Source organism: Janthinobacterium sp. 1_2014MBL_MicDiv, assembly GCF_001865675.1.
GTDB lineage: Bacteria > Pseudomonadota > Gammaproteobacteria > Burkholderiales > Burkholderiaceae_D > Janthinobacterium.
The window spans coordinates 5,409,215-5,422,486 of the sequence record NZ_CP011319.1 but is presented as its reverse complement, the minus strand read 5'-3'; the positions used below and the strand labels follow the sequence as shown (position 1 = coordinate 5,422,486).

12 protein-coding genes are annotated in these 13,272 nt (G+C 65.3%); 5 read left to right on the top strand and 7 right to left on the bottom strand.

Annotated elements, in window-relative coordinates:
- The first annotated feature begins 46 nt into the window (after positions 1-46).
- Both rodA and YQ44_RS23425 read left to right on the top strand, forming a co-directional pair.
- Positions 47-1,162, top strand: a complete 1,116-nt coding sequence (gene rodA, locus YQ44_RS23430; RefSeq protein ID WP_071325438.1) for a rod shape-determining protein RodA — start codon at positions 47-49, stop codon at positions 1,160-1,162.
- On the top strand, positions 1,162-2,199 hold the full coding sequence (locus YQ44_RS23425; RefSeq protein WP_071325437.1) for a septal ring lytic transglycosylase RlpA family protein: 1,038 nt from the start codon (positions 1,162-1,164) through the stop codon (positions 2,197-2,199). Before rodA ends, YQ44_RS23425 begins: the two co-directional genes overlap by 1 nt.
- A gap of 115 nt (positions 2,200-2,314) precedes the next feature.
- On the opposite strand, the gene YQ44_RS23420 is transcribed toward YQ44_RS23425, so the two are convergent.
- Genes YQ44_RS23420 through argS form a run of 7 tightly spaced genes read right to left on the bottom strand, consistent with a single transcriptional unit; the run spans position 2,315 to position 8,566 of the window.
- Positions 2,315-3,013: an SPOR domain-containing protein gene (locus YQ44_RS23420; protein WP_071325436.1), complete on the bottom strand. Its 699-nt coding sequence runs from the start codon at positions 3,011-3,013 to the stop codon at positions 2,315-2,317.
- Entirely contained in the window at positions 3,007-3,780 is a 774-nt protein-coding gene (locus YQ44_RS23415) for a type III pantothenate kinase (protein ID WP_071325435.1), read from the bottom strand. Before YQ44_RS23415 ends, YQ44_RS23420 begins: the two co-directional genes overlap by 7 nt.
- 4 nt (positions 3,781-3,784) lie before the next feature.
- Positions 3,785-4,585 carry a biotin--[acetyl-CoA-carboxylase] ligase gene (locus tag YQ44_RS23410; protein ID WP_071325434.1) on the bottom strand — a complete coding sequence of 267 codons (801 nt, stop codon included), beginning with the start codon at positions 4,583-4,585 and terminating at the stop codon, positions 3,785-3,787.
- Between the two features lie 15 nt (positions 4,586-4,600).
- On the bottom strand, positions 4,601-5,395 hold the full coding sequence (locus YQ44_RS23405; protein ID WP_071325433.1) for an SDR family oxidoreductase: 795 nt from the start codon (positions 5,393-5,395) through the stop codon (positions 4,601-4,603).
- Positions 5,396-5,444: 49 nt separating this feature from the next.
- Complete coding sequence (locus YQ44_RS23400) at positions 5,445-6,116, bottom strand: thiol:disulfide interchange protein DsbA/DsbL (protein WP_071325432.1); 672 nt, start codon at positions 6,114-6,116, stop codon at positions 5,445-5,447.
- A gap of 9 nt (positions 6,117-6,125) precedes the next feature.
- Positions 6,126-6,836, bottom strand: a complete 711-nt coding sequence (locus YQ44_RS23395; protein ID WP_071325431.1) for an SPOR domain-containing protein — start codon at positions 6,834-6,836, stop codon at positions 6,126-6,128.
- A 20-nt stretch (positions 6,837-6,856) separates the two neighbouring features.
- Complete coding sequence (gene argS / locus YQ44_RS23390) at positions 6,857-8,566, bottom strand: arginine--tRNA ligase (RefSeq protein WP_071325430.1); 1,710 nt, start codon at positions 8,564-8,566, stop codon at positions 6,857-6,859.
- A gap of 377 nt (positions 8,567-8,943) precedes the next feature.
- On the opposite strand from argS, the gene rsmB reads away from it, so the two are divergent.
- Genes rsmB through YQ44_RS23375 form a run of 3 tightly spaced genes read left to right on the top strand, consistent with a single transcriptional unit; the run spans position 8,944 to position 13,272 of the window.
- The gene (rsmB, locus tag YQ44_RS23385; protein WP_071325429.1) at positions 8,944-10,371 is read left to right on the top strand and encodes a 16S rRNA (cytosine(967)-C(5))-methyltransferase RsmB; all 1,428 of its coding nucleotides are present in this window, start codon (positions 8,944-8,946) and stop codon (positions 10,369-10,371) included.
- Between the two features lie 43 nt (positions 10,372-10,414).
- Positions 10,415-10,975: a DUF4390 domain-containing protein gene (locus YQ44_RS23380; RefSeq protein WP_232250981.1), complete on the top strand. Its 561-nt coding sequence runs from the start codon at positions 10,415-10,417 to the stop codon at positions 10,973-10,975.
- Positions 10,975-13,272 (top strand): sensor histidine kinase, encoded by a 2,298-nt coding sequence (locus YQ44_RS23375; protein ID WP_071325427.1) that lies wholly within the window; start codon positions 10,975-10,977, stop codon positions 13,270-13,272. Before YQ44_RS23380 ends, YQ44_RS23375 begins: the two co-directional genes overlap by 1 nt.

Sequence of the window (13,272 nt, the reverse complement as noted above, 5' to 3'; positions counted from 1 at the left end):
CGCTCGCCATGGCGGCGCGCCAGACCTCAAGGCAATAAGGAAGCACATGCCCATTAACGAGAGGCGCTCGCTGTGGCGGCGCGCCAAACCCTATCTGGCGGTGTTCGATCCGCCGCTGATGATCATCATCCTGATGCTGCTCAGCACCAGCCTGCTGACCCTGTATTCGGCCAGCATCGGCATCCCCGGCAAGATCGAAGACCACCTGCGCAACATCCTGCTGTGCTTTTTCGTCATGTGGATGGCGGCCAATGTGACGCCGCAGATGATGATGCGCATCGCCGTGCCCGCCTACACGATCTCGGTGCTGCTGCTGGTGGCCGTGGCGCTGTTCGGCACCATCAAGCTCGGTGCGCGGCGCTGGCTGCATATCGGCGTGATCGATATCCAGCCGTCCGAATTCCTGAAGATCGCCACGCCGCTGATGCTGGCCTGGTTTTTCCAGCACAATGCCGGCGCCCTGCGCTGGAAATCGTTCCTGGTGGCGGCCGTGCTGCTGCTGGTGCCCGTCTACCTGATCGCGCGCCAGCCCGACCTGGGCACGGCGCTGCTGGTGGTGGCCGCCGGCTTCACCGTGATTTTCCTGGCCGGCCTGTCGTGGAAGGTGCTGGCCGGCCTGCTGATCACCTTTGTCTCCTGCCTGCCGATCGCCTGGTCGCACCTGCATGATTACCAGCGCGACCGCGTGATGATGCTGATCGACCCGACCAAGGACCCGCTGGGCAAGGGTTTCCACATCATCCAGTCCATCATCGCCATCGGCTCCGGCGGCGTGACGGGCAAGGGCTGGACGCATGGCACGCAGGCGCACCTGGAGTTTGTCCCGGAGCGCACGACCGACTTCATTTTTGCCGTCTATTCCGAGGAGTTCGGCCTGGTCGGCAATCTGATCCTGATGCTGATGTATTTGCTGCTGGTGGGACGGGGGATGATGATCGCCGCCAACGCCCCCAGTTTTTTCACTCGCCTGCTGGCAGGAGCGATAACGATGATTTTCTTTACTTACGCCTTTGTAAACATGGGCATGGTCAGCGGCATCCTGCCGGTGGTTGGCGTGCCCTTGCCATTCCTTAGCTATGGCGGCACCGCGCTGCTGACCCTGGGCGTGGCGACCGGTATCCTGATGAGCATACAGCGCCATCGCAAGCTGGTGCAGACCTGATGCGCGCGCCTTACGATACCTGCGCCGCGCGTGGCCTGGGCCTCGCGGTCCTGCTGACCCTTGCCGCCTGCGGCACGACGCCGCAAAAGCCGCCGGCCAACGTCCCGATGCCGTCCGGCGGCAAGGTCAAGTCCCCCGTGCGCCAGGATCCCACCTTGCCGGCATTGCCGGCGGCCGGTTCCGGGCGCGGCGGCTATTACAAGGATGACGGTCCGGGCGACAGCCCACCGCCTAACCTGCGCGACGTGCCCGATGCGGAAGTGCGCAACGAGCCGTATTCCACGCGCTCGAACCGTCCTTACGTCGTCTTCGGCAAGACCTACACGCCGATCACGAATAACGAACCGTTTACGCAGCGCGGCACGGGCACCTGGTATGGCAAGAAATTCCATGGCCAGCGCACCTCGTCGGGCGAGATCTACGATATGTACAAGATGACGGCGGCCCACCCGACCTTGCCGATTCCATCGTATGCGCGCGTGACGAGCATCGAGAGCGGCGAACAGGTGATCGTGCGCATCAACGACCGCGGCCCGTTCCACGCCACGCGCGTGATCGACGTGTCGTACACGGCGGCGCTGAAACTGGGCTTCCTGGGCAAGGGCAGCCACCAGGTGGTGGTCGAGCGCCTGCTGCCGGCCGATATCGACGCCATCCTGGCGGCACGCGCGGCGCCGAAACCCGTGCCTTCCGTGGTCGCCATTTCCATCGACACGCCGGTGGAGACGCAGGCCGTGGTGCAGCCGGAAGTGTCGACGCAGATGCTGCCCGTCGACGCGACGGTCGCCGCGCCTGCACCGGCGGCGCTGGCCAGCGGCTTCTATCTGCAGCTGGGCGCGTATTCGCGCGCCGACAATGCGGAAACGGGCCGCGCGCGCCTGGAGCCCTACACGGCCCTGGGCACCCTGGGCGTGGTGCAGGCGGGGAATCTGTTCCGCCTGTACGGCGGTCCATTCTCGAGCCGCGCCGATGCGGCGCGGGCGGCGGCCAGCTTGCCCGAGTCGACCGGCATCAAGCCGATCGTGATTCAACGCTAGACGTAAAGCGTGTGAAAAAAGTTCGTGTGTTGTTGCCGCGCCTGGCTATCCATGCGTACCGCCTGCGGCGCAGCGCCTGGGCCTGAGCATTGTGTCAGGCGCGCCAGGTTGCGGCTTACTTGCAGCTGCGCAGATCCTGGTCCGGGAACTGCGCCTTGATTTTTTCCAGGCGCGCGCGCGTGGCCGCGTCGAGGTCGCGGAACTGATAGGCCAGCTGCTTGCTGGCGCTGTAGCGGGGCGCGACGCGGGCGCTGTGCACGCCCTGTTTGTTGAGCGATGCCAGCTGGTTCTGCGCGCTGCCTTCCGACTTGAACACGCCCAGCGAAATGCCCCAGCGCATCGGGCTGCCGTCACCCATGATGAAATAATTCGTCACGCCCAGCTGCTTCAATTCACCGGCCTTGCGCTCGGCGCCTTCCTTGCTGCCCTGCGGCGGGATGTACACCATATAACTCGAGATATCCTGGCCGGCCACGTTGCGGCGCGACTGGCGGTCGCCCAGGTCCAGCGCGGCCACTTGCGCTTCGAAACGGCGGCCATCGGCCAGCAGGAAATTGCCCACTTCCGTGCATGCGTACGATAGCGGTGGCGCCGGCACGGCGGGCGTCGCCGCGGCGGCCTGTTCGGCGGCCGGCGGCGCGGCGGGAGCGGTTGCCTGTTCCGGCGTCAGCAAGGTGAGCTTGCCGGCCTGCAACTGGTTCTTCAGGCGCGCCGGTTCGCGCGTCTCGCTGCGAAAGCTGCCCAGGTAACCCTGGCCGATGGCAAACACCAGCAGGTTGACGCCGGCCAGCAGCCAGAAGACGAATTTCAGCATGCGTGTGTTCCTTGTTGTCCTGCTTCTTCGCCGCTGCGCGCGGCCGCCTGCAGGCCGATCATGACGATATTGTCCACCAGTTGCAGCGGCACCGGTAGCGTCAGGGCGGGCGCGATGCGGGATGCGGCGCCGCCCGACAGCAGGCAGGCGCTGGCGCCATGCATGCGCACGGCCCGTTCGATGGCGCCCGCCTGCGCCGCCAGGCAGCCGGAGAGGATGGCGTCATCCGTATTGTCGGCGAAACCGGCCGGCAGGGGGCTGTCGCCGGCGATCTGCGGCAGTTGCGCCGTGTTGCGCGCCAGCGAACTGGCCATCAGTCCCAGCCCGGGCAGGATCATCCCGCCCAGGAAGACACCGTCGGCCGTGATGGCGTCGATGGTGGTGGCGGTGCCACAATTGGCGACGATGACGGCCTGGCCCGGCGCCAGCGCATGCGCGCCGATGGCGGCGGCAAAGCGGTCGCAGCCCAGCTGCGCCGGGTCGCGGTAGTCGTTCCTCAGTCCGGCCAGTCGTGGCAGCGAGGCAAAGGTGGCGATCGCCGGCGGCGGCAAGGCCGGCAGCTGCGCCCGCAGGCGCGCGCCGATGGCCGTCCCCGCCACGTTCGACAGCAGCACGCCAGAAATGTCCAGGCTGGCCCAGGCGGCGGCCAGGGTGTCGAGCTGCGCATGCGCCACGGCGCCGCTGGCCAGCCAGGCTCCCGCCGTGCTGGCGGGGGCGGACAACGCCCATTTGATGCGCGTATTGCCGGCGTCGATGAGCAGTAGCATGTGCTTACTCCTGGGTCAGGCGCAGCGAGACGTCGCCGGACATGACTTCCTGCAGGCCGCCATCGGTGCGCAGCAGCAGGCGGCCCAGGTGGTCCACGCCGGCCGCCACGCCTTGCTGCAGCAGCTGGCCATTGTCGAGGATTTTCACGTGCTGGCCTTGCCAGGCGTGCAGCGCGTTCCAGCGTTCCGTAAACGGCGCAAAACCGGTATCGTCGAATTCGGCCAGCACGCCGGCCAGGCGGCTGAGCAGGGCCGCCACCAGGGTGTTGCGTTCCATTTGCGCCAGCCAGGGCACGGCCGAGACGCTGCGCCCGATCTGCTGTTCCAGCGCATCGGGCATCAGCAGGTTGATGCCGCAGCCGATCACGGCCCACACGCCGCCATCGTTGCCTTGCGCCTGCTGCGTCTCGACGAGGATGCCGGCCAGTTTATGGCCATCCTTGAGCAGGTCGTTCGGCCACTTCAATTGCACCGGCACGCCCAGCGACGACATGGTCTCGGCCAGCGCCACGCCGACGGCCAGCGGCAAGCCCACCAGCTGGTGCAGCGGGCCCTTGAAGCGCCAGGCCAGCGAGAACATCAGGCTGGCGTCCGGCTGCGACACCCACGGCCGTCCGGCGCGGCCGCGGCCCGCCGTCTGCTGGCCGGCGATGCGCAGCGTGGGGCCGGCCAGGGTGGCGCAGCGCGCCAGCAGGTCGGCATTGGTGGAGCCGGTTTCATCGACCACTTCGATGGCCACGTGGGCGGCGCCGGTGGCGCAATGGGCGGCAATGGCCGCGCTGTTCAGGTCTGTATGCTTCGTCATGGGGGTATCTGGGTGTTACAGGCTGTCGCCGGATGGCTTGCTGCGCGCCTTGTGCGGCGCATTCGCGAAGGCCAGGTCATACACGGCATTGGGCAGCGCGCGCAGCAGCTTGGCCACCACGCCCATCTGCCACGGGATCACGCGGTAGCTGTCGCCGTCGGCGATGGCGCGCGCGGCGCGTGCGGCGAATCGCCCGGCCGGCATCAGGAAGGGCATGCGGTAGGCGTTGTGGCGCGTCATCGGCGTGTCGATGTAGCCGGGCGTGATGGTGACGACCTTGATGCCCGCAGGTTTCAATTCCAGGCGCAGCGATTCGCAGTAGCTGATGACGGCCGCCTTCGAGGCGCTGTACGCTTCCGCGCCAGGCAGGCCGCGGATGCCGGCCACGCTGCCGATGCCGACCAGGCGCCCGCTGCCCTGGCTTTTCATGGCGGCGATGAAGGGCGCGAAGGTGGCGACGGTGGCCGTGACGTTGATGGCGATGAGGCGCGCGAAGGCGTCGAGGTCTTCCGCGTGTTCGGTCAGGGTGCCAAACGACACGCCGGCACTGGCGATGACGGCGTCGATGCGCCCGGCGTAGCCGATGAAGTCGGCGGCCGCGCTTTTCAGGGCGGCGTGGTCGCACACGTCGACGGCATACGCGCGGTGGCGTTCAGGGTGGGGCAGGGAGGCGATCAGTTGCTGCAGGGTGTCGCCGCGGCGGGCCAGCAGGCCCAGCGTGGCGCCCTGGCGCGCGTACTGCAGCGCCAGGGCGGCGCCCAGCCCGCTCGACGCGCCCGTGATGAACACGCTGTAAGGCGCGCCGTGCATCAGGCGATGCACGCGGCGGTGTCCGGGCGCGCCAGGCAGGTGTCCATGCTTATTTCTTTTCCGTTTTGGCTTTCGCGACCAGCACGTCCATCACGGTCAACGCCTGGGCGTTCAGCTGCTCTTCGGTCCTGGCCGACTTGCTGCCTTGATCCGCTTGCGACGGCGAGGTGATGTAGCGGCCATCGATGGCGATCATGGGCCAGAACGTCACGTTATACGCCTGCATCATGGCGTCCGCATGGCGCACGCGGGCCGAGATACCCATCGAGCGGTAGGTGTCGATGAACTTCTGGCGATCCACGCCCTGCTTGGCGACGAAGTCGAACACGGCTTCGTCGGTGTTGAGGCGGTTGCGCTCCACGTGCATGGCCTGGAACACCTTGACATGCAGCTTGTCGAGCAGGCCCATGGCTTGCAGGGTGAAGAACAGGCGCTGTTGCGGCGCCACGCTGTCATCGCGCGAGACGTGCACGCGCTTGAAGACGATGTTGTCGCCCTGTTTCTTGACCCAGGCGGCCAGTTGCGGTTCGAGCACATTGCAATGCGGGCAGTAATACGCGAAAAACTCCGTCACTTCGATCTTCTTGCCCGCGTCCGTCGTCTGCGGCGTCGGCAGGGTTTCATACTCGACGCCATTCTTCGGATCGGCCGGCGAGGCGGATGCGCCCACGGCGGCGGTGCACAGGGCGGCGGCGAACAGGAATTTTTTCAGAAAACGCATGCTGGTTCCTTATTTTTGGTTGCGGACGACGGCGACATCGATGCCGTTTTCGGACAGTTTGGTGCGTGCGCGGTTCATGGCTTCAAGCTGGTTGAATGGCCCGATGCGCACGCGGTGCAGCACGCCGGCGTCGGTGCTGCGGTCGCTGATGGCCGCCTCGAAACCGAGCAGCGCCAGTTTGCCGCGCGTGCTTTCGGCGTCCGCCATGTCATGGAAGGCGCCGGCCTGCAGATAATAAATCCATTTGTCGCCTGCCGCATCGGCCTTGGCCTCGGCTTTCACGTCGGCCTTGGCTTGCGGCGCAGGAGCGGCAGCTGGCGCTTTCGGCGCCGGCTTGTCCTTCAGGGTGCCGATCAGTTCCTGCAGCGCGTCAGGCGGCGGCGCCTTTGGCTGCTGCGCTGGCGCCGGTGCGGGAGCCGGCGCGGCAGGCTGCGTTGGCGTGCTGATTTCGCGCGGTTCCTTGGAAAAATCGCGCGCCGCTTCCTTGGCCGCTTCCTTGTTGCCGTACATCGGCTTGTTCGGGTCGGCGATCTGGCCGGCCGTCGGCTCGGCCGATTTGCCGGCCTTGCCCGACTTGTCGGTGAATGGCGAGGTCCCCTTGGTGATCACCAGGGCGACCACCACGGCGATGCCCAGGCCGATGACCAGGCCGATGATGATGCCGACCAGGGTATTGCCCTGCTGGCGCCGGGCGGAAGAAAAGCGGGAAGCGTGACTCATTTGCGGTTTGACCTTCGCGATTACATTTTATTTGGCGCGGATACGCCAATCAGTGCCAGGCCATTGCGCAGCACCTGGCGCGCGGCGATGACCAGCGCCAGACGGGCCAGCTTGACGGCGTCGTCCTCGACCAGCACTTTTTCGGCAAAGTAGAAGCTGTGCAGGTTGGCCGCCAGGTCGCGCAGGTAGAAGGCCACCTGGTGCGGGCCCAGTTCGGCTTGCGCGCGCGCCAGCGTTTCCGGATAGGCGGCCAGGGTCGCCAGCAGGGTCGCCTCGGTCGGCGCCGTCAGTGGCGACAAGTCAACACCGGCGATCGTGCTTTCATCGCCGCCCCAGTTTTCCAGGATGCGGCAGATGCGCGCGTGCGCGTACTGCACGTAATAGACCGGGTTTTCATCGGTCGTTTTCAGCGCCACGTCGACGTCGAAGACGAATTCCGTGTCGGCCTTGCGCGAGATCAGGAAGAAGCGCACGGCGTCGCGGCCCTTGGCGATGTCGCCGCCGCCCGACCATTCGATCAGGTCGCGCACGGTGACGTAGGAGCCAGCGCGCTTCGAGATCTTCACTTCTTCGCCGTCCTTCATGACGGTGACCATCTTGTGCAGCACGTAGTCGGGGTAGCCTTGCGGGATGCCCATGTCGACCGCCTGCAGGCCGGCGCGCACGCGCGCGATGGTGCCGTGGTGGTCGCTGCCCTGGATGTTGATCGCCTGTACGAAGCCGCGCTGCCATTTCACCAGGTGATACGCCACGTCCGGCACGAAATACGTGTAGGTGCCGTCCGTCTTGCGCATGACGCGGTCCTTGTCGTCGCCGAAGTCGGTGGTGCGCAGCCACAGCGCGCCATCCTGCTCATAGGTGTGGCCCGCCTTGATCAGCGTTTCCACGGCGCTGTTGACCTTGCCGTCGGCGTACAGCGACGACTCGAGGTAGTAATTGTCGAACTTCACGCCAAACGCCTGCAAGTCGATGTCCTGCTCGTTGCGCAGGTAGGTGACGGCAAACGGGCGGATCGAATCGATGTCGTCCACGTTGCCGTTGGCCGTGGCAGGCTGGCCATCGCTGGCCGAGACAGTCTTGCCGGCCTTGAAATCGTTGGCGATATCGGCGATGTAGTCGCCGTTATAGGCCGACTCGGGCCATTCGGCATCGCCGGGCTTGAAGCCGCGCGCGCGCGCCTGCACGGAATTGGCCAGGGTCTGGATCTGCACGCCCGCGTCGTTATAGTAGAACTCGCGCGTGACCTTGAAACCTTGCGCGTCGAACAGCGAGGACAGGGCGTCGCCCAGGGCCGCCTGGCGGCCATGGCCCACGTGCAGCGGGCCGGTCGGATTGGCCGAGACGAATTCCAGGATGACCTGCTTGCCGGCGCCTGCCGTGCTGCGCCCGTAATCGGCGCCTTCGCCGAGGATGGTTTTCACCACGGCCTGTTTCGCGGCGGCGGACACACGCACGTTGATGAAGCCGGGGCCGGCGATTTCCACCGCTTCGACCAGGCCCTTGCCGGCCGGATTGGCCAGCACGGCGGTGACGATGGTTTGCGCCAGTTCGCGCGGATTCTGTTTCAGCTGCTTGGCCAGTTGCATGGCGATATTGCAGGCGACGTCGCCATGCGATGCATCGCGTGGTCGCTCGAGCACCACGGATGGCGTCAGCGAAGTGCCGGCCAGGACGGGAGCGAGGGCGGCCTGGAACAGGGCGATGATTTCTTGTTTCTGTTGGGCGAGCATGAGCAGGATGGCGGTGGAACCGCGTTAAGAATGAATAGAATGAATCAAAAAGCAAAACGGACGGCAAGTGGTGACAGCCGCCCAGACTGCGTTAATTATACTGGTTTGCCGCCGGGAACAATACGCTTGCCAGCGGCGCACCCATGCGGGGGCATTTCACGATATTATCAGGAAGGCACGCCCGTGCTGGTGCACGAAAACATCAGCATGGCGCATTCCGCTTGTATATATGCAGTTTTTTGCCGCAATTTACCCGTATCACTGCAATCGCTTGGTCCAGAGGCCGCCACAAACGCTACAATCGACCCTTTATTGATGACGCGCGGCCGCGAATCTGCCCCATGCCGCCAGCCGCGCGCAGCCACACCGGATAATTTATGAACAAGCGCCCCACGCTGAAATTGAAAACCAAGCCGGCGCCAGGCCAGTTTGCCGCACCTGCCGCGCCGAAATTGCGTCCCAGCTACCATCCCGACTTGAAACCGGTCTTGCAGCCTGGCTTCCAACCCGATTTGCGCGCCGACTCGCTGGCGTTTTGCCTGCTGGGCGCTGCCAATGCCGTGGCGCAAGTGCGCACGGGCACGGCCCTGCCGCAGGCGCTGGCCAAGGTGTTTGCGCAATCGAACGCCAGCCCGCAAGCGCGCGGCGCCATCCAGGATATTTCCTACCGTACCATGCGCCAGCTGGGCCGTAGCGAAACCCTGGTCGGCCTGATGACGTCGAAGGCGCCCGAGCCGCCGATGCTGGCCGCGCTGCTGTGCTGCGCGCTGTCCCTGATGTCCGCCGAGCCGGGCGAGCAGCCGTACGAAGAGTTTACCGTTGTGGACCAGGCTGTCACGGTGGCCACGTCGCACCCTGACCTGGCGCATGCCAAGGGCATGGTGAACGCCGTCTTGCGCCGTTTCTTGCGCGAGCGCAAGTCCTTGCTGGAAGCGGCCCTGCAGCAACCCTTGGCGCAATGGAATTATCCGCAGTGGTGGATCGATTCGCTGCGCCTGGCCTATCCCCGCGACTGGCAAGCCATTTTGACGGCGGGCAATGCCGTACCGCCACTGACCTTGCGCGTGAATCGCCGCAAGAGCACGGTGGAAGCGTACCTGGCCGTGCTGGCGGACGCTGGCATCGCCGCGCGCCAGGTGGGGCCGTTTGCCGTGCGCCTGGACAAGCCGATCGGCGTGGCCCTGATTCCCGGCTTCGAACAGGGTGTCGTTTCCGTTCAGGATGCCGGCGCGCAATTGGCCGCGCCGCTGCTGGACTTGCAGGACGGCATGCGCGTGCTGGACGCCTGCGCGGCGCCTGGCGGCAAGACTTGCCACATCCTCGAGTTGGCCGATGTGCACGTCACGGCTATCGATGCCGATGCCAAACGCCTGCCGCGCATCGCGGAAAACCTCGAGCGCCTGGGCCTGGACGCGACCTTGAAGGCGCAGGATGCGCAATCGAGCGCGTGGTGGGATGGCCAGCAGTACGACCGCATCCTGGCCGACGTGCCGTGCACGGCCTCGGGCATCGTGCGCCGCCATCCGGACATCCGCTGGTTGCGCCGCAAGGGCGATGCGTTCCAACTTGCAACACTTTCGTCCAAAATTCTGGACAACCTGTGGCAGATGCTGCGCCCCGATGGTAAATTGCTGTTCGTGACTTGTTCACTGTGGCCGCAAGAGTCCGAGGCACAGGCGGCGGCATTTGCGGTGCGTAATAATGCGACCCGGTTGACAGCTCCTGGTCAGCTGTTGCCGACTGGCAGCGCGGAGCAGGACCATGACGGTTTGTTCTATGCGCTGTTCCAAAAAAATGCGGCTTGAGCGATACGTCGAATCTTTTCCTACGGACTACACCGGCACACTTGTGACAACACGACTCTTCCGACTCCTGGCCCTGCTGCTGATGCTGGCGTGTACCATGCCGCGCGCGCAGGCCGCCGATATGGTCGAGATCACGCGTGCCTACATCGAGTCGAGCGAAGAAGGCTACAAGCTGGCCGCCACCTATTCCTTTGAACTCAATCACGACCTCGATGACGCCGTGCAGCACGGTGTGCCGCTGTTTTTCACGACGGAAATCGAACTGACGCGGCCCCGCTGGTACTGGTTCGATGAAAAGGCCATCGTTGCGCGCCAGACCAGCCGGCTGTCGTACAACGTGCTGACGCGCCAGTACCATGTGTCGGGCGGCGGCTTGCAGCAAAGCTTTGCCACCCTGGACGATGCGCTGTTCCTGATCCGCCGGCCCAGCCGCTGGCTGGTGGCGCCGCGCGGCGCGCTGAAAGTGGGGCAGACGTATAACGTGACCCTGCGCATGGGCATGGACCGCGACTACCTGCCCAAGCCGATACAGGTCAATGCCTTCAATAACAGCGACTGGCGCCTGGCTTCGAATAAAAAAACCTTCTTGTATACGGCGGAGTAGTGAGTCAAGCATTGCGCTATCTGCTGGTGGTGGGCGGCGGCATTGTCAGTATCCTGCTGTTCCTGCTGGCCTCGGCTTCCGATAATTCCGGCTTCTTCGACCGCTACTACACCTGGCTGCTGGGCCTGAACGCCGCCGTGGCCGTGTCCCTGCTGGCGCTGGTCGGCATTTCGCTGGGCCGCCTGTATGCCCGCTACAAGAGCGGCAAGTTCGGCTCCAAGCTGATGATGCGCCTGGTGATGCTGTTCGCCGCCGTCGGCATCCTGCCCGGCCTCGTGATTTTCCTCGTCTCCGTGCAATTCGTTTCCCATTCGATCGAATCGTGGTTCAACGTCAAGATTGAAGCGGCGCTCGAGTCGGGCCTGGAACTGGGCCGCGCCGGCCTCGATGCGGCCCTGGTCGAGCTCGACCACCGTGGCCACAAGGCCGTCGAGGAGCTGGGCAGCGACCCGGTGGCCGGTCCGGCGGTACTGACGAGCCTGCTGCGCGAAGAGGGCATGCAAAATGTCATGATCGTCAGCGGCGACGGCGTCCTGCTGGCCAGTGCCGGCCCGCACAGCGCGGCCGACTTGCCGACGCCGGCCATGCTGGCGCAGGCGGCCTTGCCGGCCGGCTATGCCTCCGCCGAAGGCGGGCTGGAATTGCATGACGACAGCATGGAATCGGGCGGCGGCGGCATCCGCGCCGGGCCGCCCGCGGGCGTCGACGCGGCCGCCGGCCTGCGCTTGCGCGTGCTGGTGGTCGTGCCGGGACCGTCCGTGTCGCCCCGCTACCTGCAATTGCTGCAATCGGTGCCGCCCAAGCTGGCCACCAACGGCGAGATGCTGCGCGCCGCCTACAGCGAATACAAGGAGCGTTTCGTCGCGCGCGTGGGCCTGCGCAAGATGTACATGGAAATCCTCACCTTGACCTTGCTGCTGGCCATCTTTGGCGCCATCGGCAGCGCCTTCCTGATCGCCGGCAACCTGGCGCAGCCCTTGCTGCTGCTGGCCGAAGGCACGCGCGCCGTGGCCGAGGGCGACCTGTCGCCGCGCCCCATCGTCGCTTCCAAGGACGAGCTGGGCACGTTGACGCAGTCGTTCAACATCATGACGCGCCAGCTGCTCGATGCGCGCACGGCCGTCGAAAGCAACCGCGCCGCGCTGCAGAACGCCAAGGCCCACCTGGAATCCGTGCTGGCGAACATGTCGGCCGGCGTGATGGTGCTCGACGGCGATTTCAAACTGGTGACTTGCAATGAATCGGTCGAGCGCATCCTCCAGCATTCGGGCGCCAGCATGGTGGGCCAGCCGCTGGCAAATGTTGCTGGAATGGAAGAGTTCGGCGCGGCCATCATCAGCGCCTTCACGGCGCAGAGCGCGCAATCGGCATCGGGCCGCAACCAGCAGCGCCTGCACTGGCAGCGGCAAATCGAGATTCCGCGCCGCGTCGGCAGCAGTGCCGATGAGCATGACATCGCCCTGCTGGCGCGCGGTTCGCGCCTGCCGCTGGAATCGGGCAGCGGCTATATCGTCGTCTTCGATGATATTTCCGACGTCATATCCGCGCAGCGTTCGATCGCCTGGGGCGAGGTGGCGCGCCGCCTGGCACATGAAATCAAGAATCCGCTGACGCCCATCCAGCTGTCGGCCGAACGCCTGCAGATGAAGCTCGAAGGCAAGCTGGAGCAGCCGGACGCCGATTTGCTCAGCCGCGCCACCACCACCATCGTCAAGCAGGTCGACGCGATGAAGCGCATGGTCGACGACTTCCGCGACTATGCGCGCACGCCGCCTGCCGTGCTGGTGCCGCTGCGCTTGAACGAGCTGATCGAAGAGATCCTGAACCTGTACCTGCGCGGCGATGATGGCGATATCATCCACCCGCTGCTGGCGCCGAATCTGCCGATGGTGATGGGCGATCCGACCCAGCTGCGCCAGGTTATCCATAACTTGCTGCAGAACGCGCAGGACGCCATGGCGGACTTGCCGCCGGACTCGCCGCATCCGCGGATTGACGTAAGGACGGAAGCAATTCATTATCGCAGTGCGGACGGTGGCGTGAATATCGCCGTGCGGCTGGCAATCACCGACAATGGTCCTGGTTTCGCGCCGAAGATCCTGGCGCGGGCTTTCGAGCCCTACGTCACGTCGAAGGCGCGCGGCACGGGCCTGGGCCTGGCGATGGTGAAGAAAATTATCGATGAACATGGCGGACGCATCGATATCGAGAACCGGGTCGACGGCAATGGCGCTTCGGTGGTCATTTTGCTGTTAAAGTTAGCTCCCGACACTCCTGCCCAGGAATTCCTGGCGTGA

Excerpts from the sequence above, each read along its gene's own strand:
- argS (WP_071325430.1), bottom strand. The coding sequence starts at position 8,566 with ATGCTCGCCCAACAGAAACAAGAAATCATCGCCCTGTTCCAGGCCGCC.
- YQ44_RS23395 (WP_071325431.1), bottom strand. The coding sequence starts at position 6,836 with ATGAGTCACGCTTCCCGCTTTTCTTCCGCCCGGCGCCAGCAGGGCAAT.
- YQ44_RS23425 (WP_071325437.1), top strand. The coding sequence starts at position 1,162 with ATGCGCGCGCCTTACGATACCTGCGCCGCGCGTGGCCTGGGCCTCGCG.
- YQ44_RS23415 (WP_071325435.1), bottom strand. The coding sequence starts at position 3,780 with ATGCTACTGCTCATCGACGCCGGCAATACGCGCATCAAATGGGCGTTG.
- YQ44_RS23405 (WP_071325433.1), bottom strand. The coding sequence starts at position 5,395 with ATGCACGGCGCGCCTTACAGCGTGTTCATCACGGGCGCGTCGAGCGGG.
- YQ44_RS23400 (WP_071325432.1), bottom strand. The coding sequence starts at position 6,116 with ATGCGTTTTCTGAAAAAATTCCTGTTCGCCGCCGCCCTGTGCACCGCC.
- rsmB (WP_071325429.1), top strand. The coding sequence starts at position 8,944 with ATGAACAAGCGCCCCACGCTGAAATTGAAAACCAAGCCGGCGCCAGGC.
- rodA (WP_071325438.1), top strand. The coding sequence starts at position 47 with ATGCCCATTAACGAGAGGCGCTCGCTGTGGCGGCGCGCCAAACCCTAT.
- YQ44_RS23420 (WP_071325436.1), bottom strand. The coding sequence starts at position 3,013 with ATGCTGAAATTCGTCTTCTGGCTGCTGGCCGGCGTCAACCTGCTGGTG.
- YQ44_RS23410 (WP_071325434.1), bottom strand. The coding sequence starts at position 4,585 with ATGACGAAGCATACAGACCTGAACAGCGCGGCCATTGCCGCCCATTGC.